Raw genomic sequence first — 22818 nt, 5'->3', positions numbered from 1 at the left:
AACCGGGGAATTTTCACTCTTTAACGGAACCTTCGGGCTCTTCGCTCTCCTCTGTTTCTGGAGCGCGCTCCGCATCGCCGTCTTCATCCGCTACTGCTTCGTCCTCGATTTCAGCTTGGGTGTCGACGTCAACATCGCCCGTTTCCACGATTTCTGCATCACTCACATCAGCCTCAGGCACAGCCTCCGTCTCAGCGTCAGCCTCTACTTCGGAATCGGCTTCCTCCGTGTCAGTCTTCGCCTCGGCATCAGCCTCGTCCTCGGTGTCGGTGTCGGCGTCTATGTCGGTGTCGGCGGCTGTCTCGGCACCGGTGTCGTCATCAAGCGCTGCCTGTTCCTGCTCGTGCTCTTCCTGAGCGGCGCTGGTGGAGTCCTCAGTGACCTCCTCAACGTCCTCAGCTGCAGCCGAAGCTTCCGGCTCAGCAACCGGGGCGGTGGCGCGGCGCGCACGCCACGCCGTCACTGCCTGTGCGGCGGCAAAAGCACATCCCACGACGAGGCACCACAGGGAGCTCAAGCCCACCGCAGTCCAGACCTCAGGGCCTGTGTATCCGTACACTCCCAACGTTCCGGAAACACCGTAGATTGCCACGAGGGCGGTCACTGCCACCGTGATGGTTGCAACGAGCACGACCTGGAAAGACACCAGGGCGCGGCGACGAGCAAATGCCGCCACGGCTGCGATTGCTGGGACCACCAACAACACCGCGAACCAAGGGCTAATGGAAGGCGGAATCGCGGCGGCCAAAGGTAGCGGAGGAAGCGGAACTACATGGCCGCTAAAGAGGCTCACACTGGTTCCCTCACCAATGTGCATCTCCGAGCCGCTCAGCACTGCGCCGGCTGCCACCGCGGCGTTGGGCAGGTACACAATGCTCACTAGAAACAGGCCGATTGTTCCCAGCGCATTGAGCACCGGATAGCTGGCAAGCATGTCGGCCTGACGCGACCAACCGAATCCCCACAGAACCACCACGAGGACGAGCCCAGCCGCAACCAGGTATCCGAGGTAGCTCAGGCCGATGCGGGCGGCGTCGACGAAAACGCGCGGAATGCCGCTGCGCTTGGCCAAGGCCTTCCACAAGCGAGGCCCCATGCCACCAATTAGGGCAACCGCATGAAGCAGAAGCATGCGGGGAAGAACGCGATAGAGCTCCGGAGGAGAAACATCATAGACTTTCCCGGCATCCCACAACATCAACCACGCAATGAAAGTCAGGACGAGTGGCACCACCAGCACGCAGGCGCTCAAGACAAGCAGGTCGTTGATGCTCACCCTATCCTTCACCGCCGCGCGCACACGGCGACCCACCAACCAGGCCAAGAGCAGTGCAGGTAGGGCTGGAACGAAGCCCACATCAATTCCACCAGCGCGGATAGGCGCAAGGTTGAACACCATCCAAGCCTCCCCGACGATGGTGTTCAGCCACGCCGACGGGGAGCTGGTGAGAAGAAGTGCTGCGATGGCGACCACCAGGATGCCGAGGACAACAACGAGGTGCGGAACACCGACGACGATGAGCATGCGACGGATGCGCCCGCGCAGTGTTGTTGGGGCCTGTGCGCGGCGGGCACGTGCCTTGTCTGACTCGATTCCTTTAATACGCTGCGCAGGATCCCGGCGATCCCGCCGGTGCCCGCGCTCAGAGTGCTCAGCACCATCACCGCGTCCACGCACGTGCGCGCGTGGACGGGCAGACGACCTAGACTGGGGACTCGTGTTCTTATTCATCGGCGTCCACTTTGCCACGGGCACCTCCCCCACCGGGGGTGGCGCGACGAGGTCTGATTTAAAAGGTCGCGCACACCCCCGAACGGATACTCTTTATCAGCTATATCCTTAGCTGCATCCGCCCATGAGAACTACCCACGCGCACATCGCTACCGGAGATCGAAAGCACCGCCAGGGATTCACTTCATTCACAGGAATCAGCTACCGCATCAAAACAAGCAAATCTTTCGACGTATCAAGAAGAAAACCGCAATCCGGGTTGCTCCGCTCTCGCCGAGACGCTACTGTTACATCTCGTTGGTAACAGGAAGGTCACAATCGGATAACCAACCAGGTTTAGATGTAACGATTGTTCTGGCTGGACGATAGTGAATTAGGACGGAAGTAGAGTTCATGCGAAGCAAGACTCAGCGAAGCGCAGGTCGCCACCGCAAGATCACCACCTCGCAGACCGCGAAGGGGCGCTTGGCGGTAATGACCGTCGCCGCAGGCGCCGTATCCACCGCAGGTGTTGGCGGCGCCGCAGCCGGCACCATTCAATCCGCTGGCACTGGTGAGACCAAGGCACAGTCCATCGACTACACCTTGCAGGCAGATACCGATCCCCTCAAGGGCGCACAGGCCGCCGTTGAGGATGCCGCACCACAGATCCTCTCCATAGCTGAGACCAAGCCGGTCGCTGACCTGGCTACCCAGCTCGACAAGGCCATTCAGGCCGCCGATGCGCGCGCAGCTGCTGACGAAGCCAACCGTGCACCGTCCGTTGCCCGCCCGGCAGAAGGTACTTTCACCTCTGGCTTCGGCCCCCGCTGGGGCTCCTTCCACTCCGGCATCGACATTGCCAATGCCGTAGGCACCCCAATCCTCTCCGTTATGGACGGCACCGTCATCGATTCCGGCCCGGCTTCCGGCTACGGCCAGTGGATCCGCATCAAGCACGATGACGGCTCCATGAGCGTCTACGGACACATGCAGACCCTCGACGTCGCTGTGGGCGAGCGCGTCCACGCCGGCCAGAAGATCGCCGGCATGGGCTCTTTGGGCTTCTCCACCGGCTCCCACCTGCACTTTGAAATTCACCCCACCGGTGAGGGCGCTGTGGACCCGATTCCGTGGCTTGCAGAGCGCGGCGTCAACATTTCTTAGGCCCTACCCAACCTAACCTTCCAACAACTTTTAGGCGGCATAGAGCACTTTTGCTCTGTGCCGCTTTTTGCATCTCTACCACCCCGCCCTTGCCTTCGAGCACGCTCCACCACCTACTCCACACCGGGCAAGCGGACGGGGGTACTGAAAGATTCCTTTCCCGAAAACTCTTGACCGCCCCAAAGGTTACCCGGTAACTTACCGGGTATGTACCGATCGTATTCTCCCTCTTTCCTCCGCGCAGGAGGTGACCATGTCCGTCAAACACTCCGTGCTTGCTCTGCTGAGTGAAGAGCCCGCTACTGCCAGCCACATAAAAACGCGCTTTGCTGAGACCTTCGACAACCTCTGGCCGCTCAACATGGGCCAAGTCGCCCAAACTTTGAGCCGCTTGGAGCGCGATGGTCTCATCGCCACCGACGGTGAGCTCACCGGCCCCACCGGGCGCCGCGCCACCAGCTATGCCATAACCCCAACTGGCCGCGAAGAGCTCTCACAGTGGTGGATGTCCACCCTGCACAACGACGCCATCGAGCGCGATGAACTCGTGCTCAAAGTGTCGCTTGCAGCGCGACGCTCCGACGTCGACGTCATTGCCGTGCTCGACGCCCAGCGCTTTGCCACCGTCCGCCAGCTGCGTGAGCTCAACCGCCAAGCCTCGGAACTGCCCGCAGAGCGCAGCGCCCAGCGCTTGGCTGTTGAGCGCCAAATCTTCGACCTGGAATCTCTCTCACGCTGGCTCGACCGCGTGGAATCCCTAGCCAACCCAACCGCCACCGAGGAGGCCCCGCGATGACCCCCGACTCTATCCCCACGTCCCAGCACATGCCTTTCCCGCTCGAACTCGAGAACATCACCTGCGTCTTCGGTAGTGGCGCCCGCCAGGTCACCGCCCTGGATTCCGTCAACCTGCAGCTGAAACCGGGTGAACTCGTCGCGGTCATGGGCCCTTCTGGTTCCGGCAAGTCCACGCTGCTCAACGTCGCGGGGCTGTTACAGCCACCGACGTCGGGACGCGTGCTTCTCGACGGTGCCGATGCATCCCAGCTTTCCAAAGCCAAGGCCGCCATCGCCCGCCGCCGCCACTTGGGGCTCGTGTTTCAGCACTTCAACCTGGTGTCTTCCCTCACCGTGGGCGAGAACGTGTCCCTCCCTCTTGAGCTGGACGGGCTCTCGCCTGCGCAATGCCGAGAAGCTGCAGAGGAAGCACTCAGTGAGGTCGGTCTCGACGGCACCATCGACCGCTTCCCGGAAGAAATCTCCGGTGGCCAAGCCCAGCGCGTGGCGATTGCCCGCGCGCTCATTGGACCGCGCAAGGTGCTTTTGGCGGATGAGCCTACCGGTGCCTTGGATACCTCAACGGGTGAGGAGATCATGAAGGTTTTGCGCGCACGTATCGACGCCGGCGCCTCAGGCATACTGGTCACTCACGAGCCGCGTTTCGCCGGCTGGGCTGACCGTGTTGTCATGGTTCGCGACGGGCGCCTCACCGGCGAGGAGGTGCGTTAGTATGTCCGGCATTAATGCCGCCACCCGCCCGACGAGGCGCGATCTCAAGCTTCATCCATGGCGCACTTTGGCTGCCGTGATGCTCATTGCGCTACCGGTGGCCCTTGTCATCGGAATGGCACTCTTTGATAATTCCTCTGGTCGGCTCTCCGCGGCCTTGAGCTCACCCGAGCGAACCCTGCAGATCAGCGCCGAACACCCGGAGATTAGTTATGAAGACGTGCCAGGTCTAGCTGCCGACGTGCTTCCTGGAGGCCTCAGCGTCAGCCCGGTCACCGCTTTTTCTAGCACGTCACTAATCCATAATGGGAAGTCAGCCAGCTCCTGGGTAGATCAATTCGACGCAGAGAATCCGCCGGAGCCCGCACAGGAGGCCGTCGATAAGTTCAATCTTGGCCCCAACCAGGCAGTTCTATCGCGCTCTACCGCACACAAGCTCGACGCCTCCGTTGGAGACGTCATCACCGTGCGCACCAGTGCTCTGAGCGGCGACCACCAAGTCACGGTCGCGGCTATTGCTCCCGAAAACTATGACTTTGTCACCTCCCCCACCCTCAATGACGCTCTCAGCGACCCGTCCTTTCAGATAAACACCTCCTGGGTCATCGTGGGTGATACAACGCTGACCAAAGAGGATGCCGACCGCGCCCATGAGGCCGGGCTGGAAATCTGGGCACCGGAGCTGCGAGATACGGACCGACCCGATTCTGAGCCGGATTCCTTTGGCGGAATCCTGAGCAGCATTCTTTTCGTGCTCTTCTTCTTCGGCCTCTACGCCATCGCCGGATTGCTCATCCTTTTCCTTCTCGCGCCCGTCTTCACGCTGGCTACCGGACGCAATACGCGCCTGTACGCGCTGATGTCGAGCCAGGGTGCATTACCACGCCACATCATGTTCGCAGTGATGGCCTATGGCCTGCTGATGGGACTAATCGGCGCCACCATCGGTGTAATCGTTGGCCTAACGGTCTCATGGGTGTGGTGGACAGCCCGCTATCCGGACTTTGCTGCACGCCCGCCCTTCCTAGCTATTGGCCTCGCATGGCTCGTGGCGGTGGCAGGCTGTGTCATTGTCTCCATCGTTCCCGCGTGGTTGGCGCAACGTGGCGCCCTGTCCACAGCAATTCAAGGCGCCGCCCCCGACCGCCTCTTGCGCTTCCGTCGGTGGATGGCCATCGGCCCGGCATTCTTGCTTCTGCTCGTGCTCTTCAGCTTCAGCCCATGGGGCGGGTATATCCCCACGGTGCTGGCTCTCTTCGGAGTCATCGCGGTTGCCGCGTCTGCCCCCGCTTTGGTCTTCCTATGCTCCTTACTATCTCATCGCGGCCCCCTCGCGTTGCGTCTGGCTGGACGCGGCCTGACCCGGCGCAGCATGCACGCCTTGCCGACGTCCATCGCTCTCGTCTCAGTTGCCTTCGTCGCCTCCCTGTTTGGCGTGGGCATCATGACGGATAGCGCAAAGAGCGTAGCCGAAGAAGCGCTTGTCATGCCGGAGACCACAGCGCTGATTGAAGAGACGACGTTTGACCAACCAACGCAGGTGTCCACGCCGGAAGAACGCGCGGCAGCAGAGGCCATCCAGCAGGCTACCGGGGTTCGCACACACTCCTTCTACGCTTTCCCTTCGTGGACGACGTCTTTCAGCCTTCCGGAGGATGGCACGTTTTACGAGCTCACCACCGAATTTGATTACCAGTGCGAGCAGGTCGATCTCAGCAAGCCAGTTGAGAGGGCAGTCTTCGTGGATAGCCAGGGGCGGCGCACCGATGATTCTGAAGAAGCGCGCCAGGAGTGTGCGCACGAGTTGATGACGTCATTTCCTTATAACCCGTTGATCTATCAAAGCAGGATGGTCCAAACGGATTCTTCCCAGCTTGAGCTCTGGCAGTTCGACTCGGAAGAGGATCGACGCGCAGCGGCACAGACGTTGGATGCCGGCGGCATCGTGCTTCCCCACAGCAGCCACGTCGGGGATAACACACATGGAACGGTGACCGTAAAATCCTATAACCGCATTGACAGCCAAGAACCGAGCAGAACACAGGAGGCTGATCTGCCAATTGTGGAGGCCCTCCCCACTGCGGCCCGCGACGTAGTCTTGATTAGCCAGCAGGCAGCAGAAAAGCTGAACATGGAGCCCTTCTACGTGGGCCAAGCCCTCACGTTCGACGAACCCCCAAGCGAGTCAGAGCGCGAAGAGCTGCGAGACCTGACAGCGAGCGCCTCGCAGTCGCAATACTCGCTAAGCTTCGCAGTCACTACTCCCAAGAACTTCCGCTACTACCTGGGCCTCGGAATGGGGATCGTCTGCCTCATCGTGCTCGCGCTCATCATTGCCAACGCAGTGAGCAGCATGCGCCAGGAAAGCACCGTGCTGCAATCCATCGGCGCCCACCCTTCGCTGATGGCCAAGGTAGCGGCGTGGCAGACCTGGATGCTGGCCACCGTAAGCATGCTTTTCGGCGTAATTGCCGGTCATCTCGGCACGTACTTCTTTGCCGATAGTTCTGGATTCGTTTCCTCGACCCCACCTTATGGTCTGCGCCCGCAAGACTACTTCACCCCGGATTGGTGGCAATTCCTCGCCGTGCTTATCGTGCCGCTTCTGGCCGCCGCACTGGCGGCTGCGGTGAATCGCAGCGATAAGACGGGGCCGCTGACCGCACGGGATCGCAGCGAATCACGTTCGCTGACATAGCTCCGTAGGCCCCGTTGTTCCCTGGCCGAGCTTTCGGCTGGGGAACTACTCTTTTCACACCCCCATAGCCTACCCCCATTCTTTAAACCTCTACTTTACCCCTGTAACAATTTTCACTTCTTTCACATATGTAACACGCTGGGGTGTTCGATAGTTTTTCGAACAATCCCTGTATTTACCTGCATTTTTAGACGTTGCGCAGGGTGATAGCTCGGGATAGTTTGTATCTCGTTGCCACAGAGCCTCAGCACGCAGCTGCACCCGCGCCGGCGTGTCGCAGGCTTCAAGGCGCATAACGGCTGTATGGCCGTGCCCTATCGCTCACAAGCTTCCTGCCGCTGACGCCGGCGGAAGCGAGCCACAGCAGGACTTAAGGACGTGAAGTTATGAAGCGCACGCTCAGCGCACTCGCCGCCGTGGCGGTCACCACCGCTACCGTGACGGCCCCAGCGTTCGCCGCCGAACCGGCAGCAAGCGTGGATGTCTCCGACGGGTCCTCCCAGGGCCCAACCGCCGGCGACATCGAAGTCAAGGAAGACTCCAAGGCCGACCTCTTCAAAGCATTCTCCGGGCTAATCGTTTCCACGGCCGGAGCCCTCAACGGGGCCTCCACCCCGGAAATCAACTCCACACAGGACGGATTCGATATCGTCCTCGATCCCTCCAGCATTCCTGGTCTCGCCGAGGCCTTCGCCCCACAGGGCGATCACTCCGGCCTCACCCCTACGCGCGGCCAGGATGCCAACGGTAATACCGTGGTCTTTCCGACCTCCGGTACTTTTACCTCTGGCTTTGGCCCGCGGTGGGGTTCCTTCCACAACGGCATCGATGTAGCGAACCCAGTTGGCACGCCCATCTACGCTGTCATGGATGGAGAGGTCATCTCTTCCGGCGCAGCCCAGGGCTTCGGCAACTGGATCCGCATCCAGCACGACGACGGCACTATCACCGTCTACGGCCACATGCCCAGTGATCAGCTCTTGGTCAACGTCGGTGACCGAGTCACGGCCGGCGACCAGATCTCCGTCATTGGCAACGAGGGCCACTCCACCGGCCCACACCTGCACTTCGAGGTGCACCCGGGCGGCGGCGCGGCCGTTGATCCGGTGGATTGGTTCAGCGAGCGCGGCATCCTCATCTAAAGCTTTAAAGCTTTTCCATCGGCACACCGCCGATGAGCATGAGGCGGACCTTGCCCGCTGAGCCGAAGTCCACGGTGACCGTCGCCCGCGCGCCGGTACCGGAGGCTTCGATGACCGTGCCCAGCCCGTACTTCGCGTGGTTAACACGGTCCCCCACAACTAAATTGAGATGGTTATTCTTCGGCATCGATGTTGCCGGAGCTGGCTTGCGCGAGCGCTGCGAAGGGGAAGACGCAGCGCCCCGCGAGCCATAGCCGCCCCCACGGGACCCAAAGAACCCGCTACTTGAGTCGAAGGTTCGCCCGTATTGATAGGAATCATCTCCACCCCACGCGCCGGACAGCGAGCTGTCTGGTTCTTCACGGCGCCAGTCGATGAGGTCTTCCGGGACCTCGGCGAGGAAGCGGCTGGCCGGGTTCGTCACCGGGTTACCCCAGGACGAGCGGAGAATCGCGCGCGTGAGGTAGAGCTGTTCCCTAGCACGCGTAATACCCACGTAGGCGAGGCGGCGCTCCTCACTGAGCTCCTTCGGGTCCCCCAGGGAGCGCATGTGTGGGAATTGACCATCCTCCCAGCCGGTGAGGAAGACAACTGGGAACTCCAGACCCTTCGCGGTGTGCAGAGTCATCAGCGTGACTACTCCTGACTCATGATCCGGAATCTGGTCTGCATCCGCCACCAGCGAGACCTTTTCAAGGAAGGCTTGAAGCGAGCCCGGCGCGGCTTCACCTTCCGAGAGCTCCGGGGCTTCCTCTGCGTCTGCGCCCAAGAAGGCCATCTCATTGGCCGCCTCAGAGCTGAACTCGCGCGCCACCGACACCAACTCGTTGAGGTTGTCGAGGCGTGCCCCATCCTGCGGGTCGTTGGAGTTTTCAAGCTCCGCGCGGTAGCTGGTGGCATCGAGAAGCGCGTTGAGCAGCTCTCCCAAATCCGGTTGACCCGTCACTTCGTTGACCATGCCCGGAATCTGCGCGCGCACGCCCTCCATCATCTCGTTGAATTTGCTTACGGCATTCACTGCCCGTGTGCCAAGCCCGGCAACCTTGCCCGCTGCCGCATCGCGGAGAGCAGCCCCAAAACTCACCCCAAGGTTCTCCGCGTGCAGAGCAATCTGTGCTTGCGCCTTGTCACCAATAGCGCGCTTCGGCACGTTAACGATGCGGCGCAAGCTCACCGTGTCATCCGGATTATCCATGATGCGCAGATAAGCCACCATGTCCCGGATCTCGCGGCGCTCGTAGAAGCGCGTGCCACCGACCACCTTGTACGGGATGCCCGAGCGCACGAAAATATCCTCCAATGCGCGCGAAGCATTGTTGGTGCGGTACATAACCGCAATATCCGAATAGGCCGTGCCTTTATCCGCTAGGGAATCAATTTCCGAGGCGATATACCGCGCCTCATCGTGCTCATTATCCGCCACGTAGCCGACAATTTGCTCACCCTGGCCGTGGGCAGTCCACAGGTTCTTCTCGCGGCGGCCCTCATTCTTCGCAATGACCGCATTCGCCGCGTTCAGGATGGTCTGCGTCGACCGGTAGTTTTGCTCGAGCAGAATCGTGTGCGCCTGCGGATAATCCCTCTCAAACTCCTGAATATTCCTGATGGTGGCTCCACGGAAGGCATAAATTGACTGATCAGAATCACCCACCACGCATAGCTCCGGCGCATCCGGCGGCAGCTCTCCCCTGCCCACCAAGGCCGACACAAGCGCATACTGCGCGTGGTTGGTGTCCTGGTATTCGTCGATAAGCACATGCTTAAAGCGGCGGCGATAAAACTCCACTACCTGTGGGTGCTGGTTAAAGATGCGCACCACTTCCCCGATGAGGTCATCGAAGTCCACCGCGTTCGCGGCACGCAGGCGGCGCTGATATTCCTCGTACACGCTCGCCACGGTGAGCTCGAAAGGATTCTTCGTCCTCTCTGCCTCCGCGCGCGCCTGCTCCGGAGAGATGAGCTCATTCTTGCGGTTGGAAATCTGGTTCGCCAGAACACGTGCCGAGTACTTCTTGAGATCCAGCTGCATGTCTTTGGCAATCATGGTGAGCAGCCGACGCGCATCATCGCCGTCATAGATGGTGAAATTGGTATTCAACCCAGGCACCAGTTGGGCGTTATTACGCAAGATACGCACACAAATGGAGTGAAAAGTGGACACCCACATTCGTTCTGCCACAGGCCCGACAAGCTGGCCCACGCGCTCCTTCATCTCCGCGGCTGCCTTATTAGTAAAGGTGATGGCAAGGATCTGCCACGGGGCGACCCCGCGCTCGCGCATGAGATATGCAATGCGGCGGGTCAACACGGCGGTCTTGCCCGAACCCGCGCCGGCCACGATGAGCAACGGTGAGCCCGAATGCGTCACGGCCTCTTCTTGTTGGGGGTTTAATCCTTCCAGCAACGGATCAGAAGCCTGACCGGAAGGGGTATCCGCGTTGGGTCCGGGCGCGGGAGAAAAACCACCGGCGGAGGCGTCGGTGGAAGGAGCGGAAGAAGAACGGGGCCTAAACGGAGAATTGTTATTCATAATGCTCTCCAACCTACTAGCACCACCGGACATTGCCTTCCCACACCACTTCCTACCGGCGAAGACCAACGTCACGACTCATAATTCCCCTTTGCTCGAACGTGGTGGCACAATCTGAAGACATGAGCGCTTCACAATCTGGCCCCCCTGACTCGGGCTTGGGCCCCGAACACCAAGACCCCAACGTCGTGGACAACGGCCTCGATATTCGTATGTCCTCGGGCACCGATGATCCACTGAGCGATGCCGAGATTCAGCGCTACCGCGAAGAAATCAACCGCCTCGACCGCGTTATTCTCGACGCCATCAAGCGCCGCACCGATATTTCCCGCACCATTGGTAAGACGCGCATGAGCTCAGGTGGTACCCGTTTGGTGCATACCCGCGAAATCGCTATCCTCAACGAATTCCGCAGCGAGTTGGGCGAGGAAGGCCCCGCCATTGCCTCTGCCCTGCTGCGATTGGGACGCGGCAAGCTTGGCTAGCTGAGCGGCCCGCGGAATAATCCCCAACGCACGCGCCTCACGCTAGGTCGTGAGCTACTCTCTCTTCATGCGCTTTTTCTCTCGTCTCGCTGCAACTCTCGCCGCAGCTACTTCCGCCTTCGCGCTGACCGCCTGCAGCGGTTCTTCCTCCCACGTCGCTACCATCACCACCACAACCCTGAACCTTCCTGCTATCGGTGATTCCGGCCGCGCACAGGACTCCGGAACAAATAGGGGTTCGGAAGAAGTCCTCGACAGCGATTCTCTCTGGGATAACACCACTGAAATCCCCCAGGCGGAACGCCCCGATCCCCGCGTGGATCTGGCCCAACCGGAGGCAGCTGAATACTTCATGACGGCTGGTGTTCTCACTCCGGGGGTCGCAATTTACAACGCAGACAGCAGCGGACGATGCTCCGCTGGTCATTTCGTTGGCGACGGCGAGCGCCTCTTTATCCTCACCGCCGGCCACTGCGGGGATCAAGGCGACACCTTTTTCTACAAGGATCGCGCTGGAGACAACGTGAAGATCGGCGAGATGGTGTTAGAGGCCCGCAATACCAATACGGACAGGATTAACTCAGCCGACATCGCGCTCATCGAGGTCTCCAACCCAGCCGCCCAAGTCTCGACGTCACCTGCTCTGAACGCGCCTTTGGCGGGATGGATGCCCCTTGAGGACGTTGCTTTGACGAAGCCCACAATTTGCCGCGCCGGCTCCACGCGAGGAGTCTCCTGTGGCAACTTCATCGACCGCCACGAGGATCAAGGGCTGTTTACTTTCGGCAATGACAGCGCCCCGGGAGATAGTGGCGGACCAGTCTATGCTTCCATCGACGGCAAGCTCTGGGCCGTTGGTGTGCTGTCCTTCGGCAACGACCAGGATCCCTCTGACGTCGAAGTGGGCGCCATGGAGATCGGAAACACGATGAAGCAATTCGATTTAAAGCTCTACGCCTAGTTCATCGCAGTGCAGCCTTCTGCTTCGGCAGCGAAGGGATTTCTGGACTACGGTGGACACAGTAAGTTTCATGTCTGCTACCTGCCAGAAAGGCTTTTGCAATGGACATCACCGCTCAGCCGCAGTGGGCCGCGCTCACCTCGCTTTTTGAGAGCAAAAAGGACCTCAACCTGCGTGAGCTTTTTGCCAACTCCACTTCCCGCGCCGCAGATTTTTCTTTCGATGCTGCGGGCCTGCACGTGGATCTGTCAAAGAATCTCATCGATGAGGAAGTCCTCAACGCACTGGTGGACCTCGCCCGCGCCGCCGACGTCGAGGGACGCCGCGATGCCATGTTCGCCGGCGAGCATCTCAACAACACTGAGGACCGCGCCGTGCTGCACACCGCGCTGCGCCTGCCTGTTGAAAAAGATTTGAGCGTGGACGGCCAGGACGTCGCTGCCGACGTCCACGAAACTTTAGGCCGCATGCGCGACTTCGCCACCGCGCTGCGCTCCGGCACGTGGCTGGGACATACGGGCCACACCATCAAGAAGGTGGTCAACATCGGCATCGGCGGCTCCGACTTGGGCCCGGCCATGGCCGCGAAGGCCCTGCGCTCCTACGAGGTAGCGGGCATTAGCGCGGAGTTCGTCTCCAACGTCGACCCGGCGGATCTCGCCGCAACTCTCGACGGCCTCGATGCCGGATCCACCCTCTTCATCGTCGCTTCCAAGACCTTCACCACTCAGGAAACCCTGGCCAACGCTCACGCCGCGCGCCGCTGGCTGATTGAGCAGTTTGATGGTGACGAGTCGGCCGTCGCCAAGCACTTCGTTGCGGTCTCCACCAACGCGGAGAAGGTCGCGGAGTTCGGCATCGACACCCAGAACATGTTCGGGTTCTGGAACTGGGTGGGCGGACGCTACTCCGTCGATTCCGCCATCGGCCTGTCCCTGATGTGCACCATCGGCCCCCTGGACTTCATGCGTTTCCTCGAAGGCTTCCACGCCATGGATAAGCACTTCCGCACCGCTCCTCTGGAGCAGAACGTGCCGGCTCTGATGGGCCTGCTCGGCGTGTGGTACTCCAACTTCTTCGGTGCGCAGACCCACGCGGTGCTGCCTTACTCCGAGGACCTCGGCCGCTTCCCCGCCTACCTTCAGCAGCTGACCATGGAGTCCAACGGCAAGTCCGTACGCCGCGACGGCACTGCGGTGAGCGCCGGCACCGGGGAGATTTACTGGGGTGAGCCGGGCACCAACGGCCAGCACGCTTTCTTCCAGCTCATGCACCAGGGCACCAAGCTCATCCCGGCGGACTTCATCGGCTTTGCCCGCCCGAAGGAGGACTTCCCCACTGCAGATGGCACCGGTTCGATGCATGACCTGCTCATGGGTAACTTCTTCGCGCAGACCAAGGTTCTGGCCTTTGGTAAGACTGCAGAAGAGATTGCCGCCGAAGGCGTGGACGAAGCCCTCGTGCCGCACAAGGTTATGCCGGGCAACCGACCGTCCACCACCATTCTGGCGGAGGAGCTCACCCCGCAGACCCTCGGCGCGCTCATTGCGCTCTACGAGCACATCGTGTTCACCCAGGGCATCATCTGGGATATCAACTCCTTCGACCAGTGGGGCGTGGAGCTGGGCAAGCAGCAAGCTAATGACCTAGCACCAGCAGTCTCCGGCAAGGAGGAAGCCGCATCCGGCGACGGTTCCACCGATGCTCTGATCGGTTGGTACCGCAGCCACCGTTAAGCACTGCTTGGCGACGTCCCCCGGCCGAACGGTCGGGGGTTCACGCCTTTTTTGGCGCGCAATCGACATGTGCGATCGCCAACGCCGCGGAGGCCCTTGTGGGCGTCCGCGTGGTGTTTTACCTTCCTGCGGGCATCCGCGTGTCTTTTGTGTTGCGTGGCGGTTTAGCTGTCGGGCGGTCCAAGTCCGTGCTGCGCGGCTTGATAGGCAACCTGGGCGGTGATTGGTTCTCCCCAGGGTGGGATGTAGTCCACATCACCGCGCAGTCGGAAGACATAGCCGGCCCCGGTGGGTTTCTCTGGGTCATCATCGTTAATGCCGTTGTGATAAGCACACAGCATCGTCAGATTCGGCGGGTCGGTGGTACCTCCTGCTTTCCACGGAATGAGGTGGTGCACCTGGGCATAATCAGCAGGCTTATTACATCCTTTCCTGGCACAGGTGGGATGCTCAGCACTAGCCATCATGCGCTGCTCAAAACCGGCTAAGCGTTTCATGCGGTGCAGCCACACCGGCCCGATGGTGGGGTGGATGAGGGTGACGTAGCCGATCTCGGCGAACTTATAGTTCAGAAACTCCCGCCCTGTCATCCGTCCACCATTGGTCAGCTCTAGGACGATGTCATCGCCGTCGCCGCTGACAATCTTGTCGAGCTTGTCCAAGGTCACCACCACACTGGTGAATATGGCCGGTTTGGTTCCGCCGTGGGACTTGCTGAAGAAGACGTGTTTGGCTGCCTTCAACAGATTGTCCTGGTTGAGAGATTCTAGAACGCCGCGCATCTCGGTGACGGTCATGGGATCATCGGTAATGGTTAGCGAGTGCGGCCCATCAGCCCGGTAGGTCATGCGCACACCAGGTGTAGGAACGCGCTTGGGTTTGAGCTCCTTTAAGCGCTTGACTGCCACGGCTGGGATGCTGTGGGCAGGTGTGCCGGCAAGCTTGACCCGTAGATTCCACGCGTGTAGCTGGTTCTTCAGCTTCTTGGTGTAGGACTCAATCAGGCTTAATGTGGCTAGGTCGTGGCGTTGCTCTGCGGCCCGGGTACGGGCAGTGCGTTGCTTACCCGTGAACTTCGTAGTGCCGAAGTAAATGTGGTTCAGGCGTGCCAGTTCGGCAGCGTCGGCAGGTGAAGCGCCGAGTGTGCGTAAGTGTTTCTCGCCTCCTACCGCCTGCTCCACCAAAGAAATCCCCGAGTTGCGGTAGGAGAAATAGGTCTCTAAATCCCCCATGACTCAGCACACTAAAGCACCCTGACCACCCCCGCAACCGGAGAGAGAATCGTTAAAGCTTGATCATCGACTCCCAGCCGAAGGGGATCTCATCTGAGTCGACAATCTTGCGGCCGAACGGGAAGCATGTCACCGGGATCATCTTTAGGTTGGCCCAGGCAACTGGAAGGCCCACGATGGTCACGGCCTGGGCTGCTGCGGTGGTCACGTGGCCGATGGCTAGCCACAGGCCAGCGACCAGGAACCAGACAACGTTGGAGAACCGCGACATGCCACCAGTCCCCTTGATCGGCTGAATGACGGAGCGTCCGAAAGGCCACAGCGCGAAGTTGGCCATGCGCATCGAGGCCACGCCTGCGGGGATGGTCACGATGGGGATGCACGCCAGGATTCCAAGAAGGAAGTAGCCTAGGGCGAGGACAAGGCCACCAGTTGCCAACCAGATGATGTTAAAAATGATCTTCATACATCCCAGCCTAGCGGCGCGGCTGGCAGTGTGGGCACCACCAGATCACACGCTCCAACTCGCCTTCGTCGCCGCCGGCGTCCACGCCACCCAGCGTGGATTTCTCAATGAGAGTGCCGCAGCGCCGGCAGCGCTGACGGTTGCGGCCAAAGACATACGTGGTCTCCCCCGCCCGCTTCACACCGGTGGTGACACGCACCGGCGAGTCCCGGTTAGCCCAGATGAGGCGGCGGGAGAGGGTGAGGATCTGGGGGACGTCGACAAGCGCTACCGGCGTCGCTGGATGAACGCCGGCCAAGAAACAGATTTCGGCGCGGTACTCGTTGCCCAAGCCCGCCACGTTGCGCTGGTCCAAGAGGGCCGCACCGATACTGCGCTCAGAGCGGGACTCGATGCGGCGCACGGCCTCCTCGAAGCCTCCTTCTTCCCATTCTGGCGCGAGGATGTCGGGGCCAAGGTGTGCCATGCGCTGCTCAAACTCGCGCGTGGGAAACACTCCCACGTGCCCCAGCCAGTGCCCTACTAGCTCGATATCACGCGGGGCGTTCTCCATCTGTAGCACTACGCGCGCGCTGTGGCCGGGCTTGCGCCAGCGGTCACCGGCGTAGTGGATGGCCCACGTGCCCTCCATCTTGAGGTGCGTATGCAGGATCAGCTCGCCGTCGAAGTCCATGAAGAGGTGCTTGCCATAGGGCCAGACTTCCTCGCACACCAGCCCGTCGAAACGCACGGTGGCATAGCGCGGCACGCGCAGGGAGGAGGAGGTCACGCGCCGGCCCTCCATGAACTGGAGCCGGTTCGACAGCTGCAGAACGGAATCACCCTCTGGCACAGTAGAACCTCCTCACCAAACGGGTGCCTACTCTACCGGCGCATCCTTTCCCGCACCGAATGCCAGCGCGCCCGGCTCCCACGGGGTAACCACGTGCTGCCGGCCTAGGTCTTCGATCCTCTTCACACCGAGCAGCTGCAGGGTGTTCTTAAACTCCTCCGCCAGCAGCTCAATGACGCGGTCGACGCCTTCCTTGCCGCCGGCCATCAGCCCGTAGAGGTAGGCGCGGCCGATGAGGACGAAGTCCGCCCCCAGCGCCAGCGCAATGGCGATATCGACGCCGGACATGACGCCGGAGTCGTAGATAATCTCCACGTCCGGGCCCACTTCTGCGCGCACAGCCTCAAGGGCCTGAAGGGTGTTGACCACGCGGTCGAGCTGGCGCCCGCCGTGGGAGGACACCACGATGCCGTCGGCGCCGAGGTTGATGACCTTGCGGGCGTCCTCGGGGTTGACGATTCCCTTGACAAAGAGCTTGCCCTGCCAGGACTCGCGGATCCACGCCAGGTCTTCGAAGTTAAGGCCCGGGTCGAACATGGTGTTGACCAGCTCGCCCAGGGTGCCGGTGGTCGAGGTCAGGGAGGCAAAAGTAACCGGGTCCGTGGTGAGGAAGTTGAACCACCACTCCGGGCGCCACGCGGCGTCGAAGACGGTTCCGGCGGTCAGGCGCGGCGGGATGCGCATGCCGTTGCGGGTATCGCGCAGACGCTGGCCGGCCACGGGCGTGTCCACGGTGACCACCAGGGTGTCATAGCCGTTGGCCGCCGCGCGTTCGATGAGCTCCTGGCAGGCGGAGTGGTCCTTCCACAGGTAGAGCTGGAACCAGCGGCGCCCGCTAGTGCCTTGCGAGGCCGCGACCTCCTCCACCGAGCGCGTGCCCATCGTGGAGAGCGTAAACGGGATGCCTGCGTCGCGGGCGGCTTGGGAACCGGCGTCCTCACCTTCGGCGTGCATGAAGCGGGTAAAGCCGGTCGGCGCGATGCCGAAGGGCAGGGCCGCGGGCTCGCCGGCAATCTCGGTGCTTAAGGAAATGTCGTGTGCGCCGTTGAGAACGTTAGGGAGCAAGCGCACGTCGCGGAAGAAATCGCGGGATTCTTGGTAGCTGACCTCGTCTCGGGCGGCACCATCGACGTAGTCGAAGGCCGCCTTCGGGGTGCGGCGCTTGGCTATCTTGCGCAGGTCCCACACATCAGCGGCCTCCGCCAAGCGGGCAGCCCGGCGGTCGAGGTTGGGTGCTTCAAACCTCATGAGGTTCTTCAGCTCGGACACGTTAGGCAGTTGGCGCTTTAGCCGCATGGCAACAAGACTCCTTTTCTATAGGTCTATCAACATCTGAGGGTAGACCTAGGAAAAGCCCATGCCCAAACGCTGCTAAATAAAATTCAGTGCCGCCGCCGACGGGGGCGAAAACCTCCTGGGCTCCCCGGTGTATCGGGCGCACCGGGGTCCCCCAAGGCCTCAGAAGCTTCGCTGTCCAGATCATCGAAGGAGAGCTCCTCCATCGCCTCGACGGCGCGACGCCCACCGCGACGTGCGGGACGGTAAGGTTCGGCGGAGCGCGCGGCTTCTCCAGAGTGACCGTGCTGTCCTGCACGGCCGGAAGAGGCGGTGTGGGCAGATCCGGTAATCCGCACGCCCTTCGGGGTCAGTGCCGCCCCCAGTGCGCGCAGCTCACCGCCAAGCTTTGATTCGAAGATGGGCCGCCCGTTCGCCTTCTCAATGACCAGCTTGCTCAAGCGCCCGGCGGCCACCAGCTCGTTGAGGCCTGCAAGCACTGCGGCTAGTACCTCGGTGCGCTCGATGCCCTCGGGAAGAGCGTTAAAGAACGTCGTCAGCGTCTTCCCGCCGCGGGTTAAGTGCGCCACCGGCAGGCCATCCATGAGCACCACCAAGGCACCCGCGGCGCGGGTGGGGCGGGCACCAGAGTCACCAGCATCAGTCGGCGGCCAAGACAGCGCTGCGCCATAAGGGTTGGCCGGGTCCGTCGCGGCAAGAACATACGTCTGCGGCTCGCGGGTGCCGGAGGGCCAGCCTGTAACGTCCGGGGAATCATCCACACCGCGCAGGCGGTCGATGACCGCGGGCGTGGAGAACTGCGCGGCGCCCAAGCCCTCAATAACGTAGCCGCGCATGGCCTTGCCGGATTCCTCAAAACCGGAGAGCACCTTATAAGCCAAGGCGAAACCACCCAGGACGTCCTCGGCCACCACTGATCCGCGGGTGAGCACGCCATAGCGGTCCAGCCAGGCCTCGCCGTGGGCAATGGAGCGCGACGTGGCATCCGTGGCCGCGGGAACGGACAGCGACCAGCGCCCCACCACGTCTGGTGCGACCTGCGCACCAGACACATTGTGCGCTTGCGCAAAGGACGTGCGCCCCATGCGCAGGCGCGAGCGCGCTGGCCGACGCCGCGCGCGATGCGCCGCACGCCCGGCGCGCCCACCTGCGGCCAGGTGGGCCCGGATAGGAGCGAAGGAATCGGGGCTGACCAGACCTGCTTCCACCAAGCCCCAGAGCGCCTCCCGGACCTCCTCGGGTGTGCCGCTGAGCTGCGGTTGAATATCGGAGATGAGGTAGCTGCCGCCGCCCTGCAGGGCCTCGAGCAACTGGGTCTGCAGCAGGGGCACGCCCGCTTCCTCCGCAGAGACCTGCGGGGCGAGCTGTGCGGCATAATCCACCGGCAGCAGCATGATCCACGGGTCGTTGGAGCCGGCCTTACCCGCGCCGACGATGAGGACTTCGCCACTGGCGGTGAGCTCATCGAGCATCGTCGGCGAATAATCCCCGACGCGCGCAGGAAGGATGAGGCTCTCCCAGGCCGAGGCCGGCAGGCGCACGCCGGCCAGCTGCTCGATGACGGCGAAGACGCCGTCCACCCCACGCAGCACTGGGCGCCGGCCCACCGCGGCTACCTGCTGCCAGTCCGGCAGGAAGCGCCCGAAGGCCGCGGGAGAAACAGGCTGCGTGGCAGCTCGGGCAGCCGCCAGCGAGCGCGAGCGGATGACCTTGAGCACCTCCGCCGCGCAGTACTCCTGTTCCTCCACGCCTTGCCGGTAGTGCCCCGCCAGGATGGAATCCAGCCCATTCAGCGTCGAGTGCGCCACCGCGGCTGACAGGCCAAAAGCTTCCTGCACATCGCGCGCTACAAAGGGCCCGCGCGTGCGCGCCCAGCGGCTGACCAGCTGATCGACGGCATCGGTAATCGTGGCCTGCTGTGCAGGAATACCGGGCGGGACGGGGATTCCCAGGCCGTCGCGAAGCAACGGCGCATCGAGCGCTTGCGCCACGTGCTCGCGGCCGTTGATGCGCACCCGCATGATCCGCGCGCCGAGCGCATCGAGTGCGCTGGGTGGCACCGTGGCGTGCGCGCCGAATTCCTCGATCGGGATGGGGCCGAGCACGCGCAGCAGGTCCGCGACCTCCTCAGTGGTGCGCGCCTGGCGTTCCGGAGTGGTGCGCTGCAGCTGGGCGTGGACTTCAGCGATGATGGAGCCGTCGAGAAGCTCGCGCAGCTCCACCGTGCCCAACAGCTTCGCCAACAGCGCCGGGTCCAATGCCAAGGCCGCCGCGCGCTTTTCCGCCAGGGGCGAGTCCCCCTCGTACATGAACGCGCCGGTGTAGTTGAACAACAGCGAGGATGCGAAAGGCGAAGGCTGCTCCGTGGTGACCTCCGCGATGCGCACGCGGCGGTGCGCCAGTTCCCGCATGACCTCCGTGAGTGCTGGCAGGTCATAGACATCCTGCACGCATTCGCGCACGGTCTCCAGGATGATGGGGAAGGATGGGTAGTTGCGGGCGACGTCGAGAAGCTGCTCCGCGCGCTGGCGCTGCTGCCACAAGGGCGCGCGCTTGCCGGGGTTGCGCCGCGGCAGAAGCAGCGCTCGCGCCGCGCACTCCCTAAACCGGGAAGCAAAGAGCGCGGAGTTGCCCACCTGCTCGGTGACGATGTCCGCGATCTCATCGGCGTCGAAAAGAAAGAGCGCAGCATCGGGGTCCTGCTCCCCCTGCGGCAGGCGCAGCACGATGCCGTCATCGCCCGCCACGGCCTGGGCATCCATCCCGGTGCGCTCCGCCACGCGCTGCCCCACCGCCAGCGCCCACGCCGCATTCACCGGCCGGCCAAACGGGGTGTGCAACAGCACGCGCCAATCCCCCAGCTCGTCCGTGAAGCGCTCCAGCAGCAGCGTCTTTTCATCCGGGATAAGCCCGGTGGCCTCATTCTGTTCCTGCAGGTAGGCGGCGATATTGCGCCGCGCATTCTCATCCGCACCGCGCACCACCGACGGATCCGCGAGCGCCTCCCGCCGGAATGCACCCAACGCCTTGCCCAGCTCATAGGGACGCCCAGCTTGGTCACCGTTCCAGAAGGGCAAACGGCCGGTGTGCCCCGGCGCGGGTGTCACCAACACCTGGTCGCGCGTGATCTCCTCCACTCGCCAGCTCGTCGCGCCGAGGGTGAAGATATCCCCCACCCGGGTTTCATAGACCATTTCCTCATCGAGCTCACCCACGCGGCGCGGCGATTTCTCCTCACCGCCCACGAGGAAGACGCCGAACATGCCGCGGTCCGGGATGGTGCCGCCGTTGGTCACCGCCACGCGCTGCGCGCCGGGGCGCGGGGTGAGCACGCCCGTCACGCGGTCATAGACCACACGGGGTTTGAGCTCCGCAAAATCCGTCGACGGGTACACACCGCTGACCAAGTCCAGCACGGAGTCGAAGACCTCGCGCGCCAGGTCCTTATAGGGCCAGGCACGGCGCACGGTGTCATACCAACTGTCGGCCTCGAGGCCCTCGCTCGCGCCCGCGCTTGCCGACGCCACCACCGCCGCCACCGTCTGCTGTGCCAAGACATCCAACGGGTTGCGCGGTGCGTGCATCTCCTCAATGAGGCCCTCCTCCATGCGGGCGACGGTGAGTGCTGATTGCACGAGGTCCGCGCGGTGCTTGGGATAGAAAGAACCGTGAGAGACCGCACCCACGGAGTGCCCGGCGCGACCCACGCGCTGCAGGCCGGAGGCCACCGAGGGTGGAGATTCCACCTGCACCACCAGCTCCACCGCGCCCATGTCGATGCCCAGCTCCAGGGAGCTCGTGGCCACAACGGCTTTGAGCGTGCCTTCCTTGAGCATCGTCTCCGTCAACGCGCGCTCGTCCTTAGACACCGAACCGTGGTGCGCGCGGGCAATAACGGCAGGTGCCTTCCCGGCGACGTCCACCTGCTTCATCAGCTGGGCCGGGTCGCGCCGGGTCGCTGGGCTCAAGGATTCCGGATCGTGCTCCTGGGCATAAAGCTCGTTGAGCCGGCTAGTAAGCCGCTCGGCGGTGCGACGCGAGTTGACGAAGACAAGGGTGGAGCGCTGCTCCATAATTTCGGCGTACAGCTCTTCTTCGATGAAGGGCCAGATGGACTTCGCCGTGGGCAAGGCGGAGTCTCCTGCCCCGCCGTGTGTGTCCGTTTCCCCACGCTGCGCCTGCACGCGCAGGGCGTCTTGGGGGCCTTGGGTGATGCCAAGGGGGTCGTCGACAGTCGCCTCCCCGATGGGGGATCCCTGCTCCGGGGTGGGCAGGTCCGACATGTCCTCGACCGGCACGTGGACGTCGAGCTGCCAGCGCTTCTTCGCGGGCGGGGCGATGATGTCCACGGGACGGTCGCCGCCCAAGAAGTTCGCGACAGCACTCAGCGGGCGCACCGTGGCGGAGAGCCCAATGCGCTGGAACTCCCCGGCGATAAGCCCGAGGCGCTCCAAAGTCAGAGCTAGGTGCACGCCGCGCTTGGTGCCAGCCAGAGCATGGATCTCATCGATGATGACGGTATCCACGGTCTTCAGAATCCCCGCAGCTTTGGAAGTGAGCATGAGGTAGGCCGATTCCGGCGTGGTGATGAGGATGTCTGGCGGCTTGCGCACCTGGCGGGCGCGCTCTGCCTGCGGGGTATCCCCTGAGCGCACGCCGACGGTAATATCCGGCACCTCTAGGCCCAGCCGCTCGGCGGTGCGGGCAATGCCGTTGAGCGGGGCGCGCAGATTATTCTCAACGTCCACGCCCAAAGCCTTGAGCGGTGAGATATACAGCACTCTCACGCCATCATGAGCTCCCTCGCGGGAGGGTTCATTACTCAGCGGTAGCGCGGTCTGACCCTCGCGCTCCACTAAAGAATTCAGCGCCCACAGAAATGCCGCGAGCGTCTTACCAGAGCCGGTTGGCGCTACAACCAGTGCATTCGCACCACCGGAAATCGCCTCCCATGCCTGCTCTTGGACGGGGGTGGGGGCGGCGAAAACGTCCTGGAACCACCCGGCCACCTGTGGGCGAAACTTCGCCAGAACGTTTTTAGACATGCCCTACT

At 62.5% G+C, this 22818-nt stretch carries 15 protein-coding genes; 8 read left to right on the top strand and 7 right to left on the bottom strand.

The window, feature by feature from the left end:
• Positions 1-13 precede the first annotated feature (13 nt).
• Entirely contained in the window at positions 14-1678 is a 1665-nt protein-coding gene (locus HMPREF2781_RS11310) for a cell division protein PerM (protein WP_246821855.1), read from the bottom strand.
• 447 nt (positions 1679-2125) lie between these two features.
• On the opposite strand from HMPREF2781_RS11310, the gene HMPREF2781_RS11305 reads away from it, so the two are divergent.
• The 5 genes from HMPREF2781_RS11305 to HMPREF2781_RS11285 all read left to right on the top strand — a co-directional run bounded on the left by HMPREF2781_RS11305 (position 2126) and on the right by HMPREF2781_RS11285 (position 8227).
• The gene (locus tag HMPREF2781_RS11305; protein ID WP_070646100.1) at positions 2126-2878 is read left to right on the top strand and encodes a M23 family metallopeptidase; all 753 of its coding nucleotides are present in this window, start codon (positions 2126-2128) and stop codon (positions 2876-2878) included.
• Positions 2879-3131: 253 nt separating this feature from the next.
• Entirely contained in the window at positions 3132-3674 is a 543-nt protein-coding gene (locus HMPREF2781_RS11300) for a PadR family transcriptional regulator (RefSeq protein ID WP_070646097.1), read from the top strand.
• On the top strand, positions 3671-4387 hold the full coding sequence (locus HMPREF2781_RS11295; protein WP_070447267.1) for an ABC transporter ATP-binding protein: 717 nt from the start codon (positions 3671-3673) through the stop codon (positions 4385-4387). The genes HMPREF2781_RS11300 and HMPREF2781_RS11295 overlap by 4 nt, the downstream gene beginning before the upstream one ends.
• 1 nt (position 4388) lies before the next feature.
• Positions 4389-7085 carry an FtsX-like permease family protein gene (locus HMPREF2781_RS11290; protein WP_070646094.1) on the top strand — a complete coding sequence of 899 codons (2697 nt, stop codon included), beginning with the start codon at positions 4389-4391 and terminating at the stop codon, positions 7083-7085.
• 386 nt (positions 7086-7471) lie between these two features.
• On the top strand, positions 7472-8227 hold the full coding sequence (locus tag HMPREF2781_RS11285; protein WP_070447274.1) for a M23 family metallopeptidase: 756 nt from the start codon (positions 7472-7474) through the stop codon (positions 8225-8227).
• Positions 8228-8231: 4 nt separating this feature from the next.
• Here the strand turns inward: HMPREF2781_RS11285 and pcrA are convergent, their stop codons facing one another.
• A complete protein-coding gene (gene pcrA / locus HMPREF2781_RS11280) occupies positions 8232-10757 on the bottom strand; it encodes a DNA helicase PcrA (protein WP_070646089.1) in 2526 nt (841 codons plus the stop codon).
• 122 nt (positions 10758-10879) lie between these two features.
• Between pcrA and HMPREF2781_RS11275 the strand changes: the two genes are divergently transcribed.
• The 3 genes from HMPREF2781_RS11275 to pgi all read left to right on the top strand — a co-directional run bounded on the left by HMPREF2781_RS11275 (position 10880) and on the right by pgi (position 13939).
• Positions 10880-11242, top strand: a complete 363-nt coding sequence (locus HMPREF2781_RS11275; protein ID WP_070646084.1) for a chorismate mutase — start codon at positions 10880-10882, stop codon at positions 11240-11242.
• Positions 11243-11309: 67 nt separating this feature from the next.
• Entirely contained in the window at positions 11310-12203 is an 894-nt protein-coding gene (locus HMPREF2781_RS11270) for a trypsin-like serine protease (protein WP_070447373.1), read from the top strand.
• Positions 12204-12304: 101 nt separating this feature from the next.
• Positions 12305-13939, top strand: a complete 1635-nt coding sequence (gene pgi / locus HMPREF2781_RS11265; RefSeq protein WP_070646079.1) for a glucose-6-phosphate isomerase — start codon at positions 12305-12307, stop codon at positions 13937-13939.
• 164 nt (positions 13940-14103) lie between these two features.
• Here the strand turns inward: pgi and HMPREF2781_RS11260 are convergent, their stop codons facing one another.
• From HMPREF2781_RS11260 to HMPREF2781_RS11240, 5 genes are all read right to left on the bottom strand, one after another.
• Positions 14104-15171 carry an HNH endonuclease signature motif containing protein gene (locus HMPREF2781_RS11260; RefSeq protein WP_070646076.1) on the bottom strand — a complete coding sequence of 356 codons (1068 nt, stop codon included), beginning with the start codon at positions 15169-15171 and terminating at the stop codon, positions 14104-14106.
• A gap of 52 nt (positions 15172-15223) precedes the next feature.
• On the bottom strand, positions 15224-15637 hold the full coding sequence (locus HMPREF2781_RS11255; protein WP_070646073.1) for a YccF domain-containing protein: 414 nt from the start codon (positions 15635-15637) through the stop codon (positions 15224-15226).
• Positions 15638-15647: 10 nt separating this feature from the next.
• A complete protein-coding gene (locus HMPREF2781_RS11250) occupies positions 15648-16469 on the bottom strand; it encodes a DNA-formamidopyrimidine glycosylase family protein (protein ID WP_070646070.1) in 822 nt (273 codons plus the stop codon).
• A 27-nt stretch (positions 16470-16496) separates the two neighbouring features.
• Positions 16497-17765: an alpha-hydroxy acid oxidase gene (locus tag HMPREF2781_RS11245; RefSeq protein WP_070646067.1), complete on the bottom strand. Its 1269-nt coding sequence runs from the start codon at positions 17763-17765 to the stop codon at positions 16497-16499.
• 86 nt (positions 17766-17851) lie between these two features.
• Entirely contained in the window at positions 17852-22810 is a 4959-nt protein-coding gene (locus HMPREF2781_RS11240) for an Lhr family ATP-dependent helicase (RefSeq protein WP_070646064.1), read from the bottom strand.
• Positions 22811-22818 lie beyond the last annotated feature (8 nt).

Source organism: Corynebacterium sp. HMSC062A03 (assembly GCF_001811145.1).
Taxonomy (GTDB): Bacteria; Actinomycetota; Actinomycetes; order Mycobacteriales; family Mycobacteriaceae; genus Corynebacterium; species Corynebacterium aurimucosum.
The sequence above is the reverse complement of the archived record's forward strand: the minus strand, read 5'-3'. Positions and strand labels throughout refer to the sequence as shown.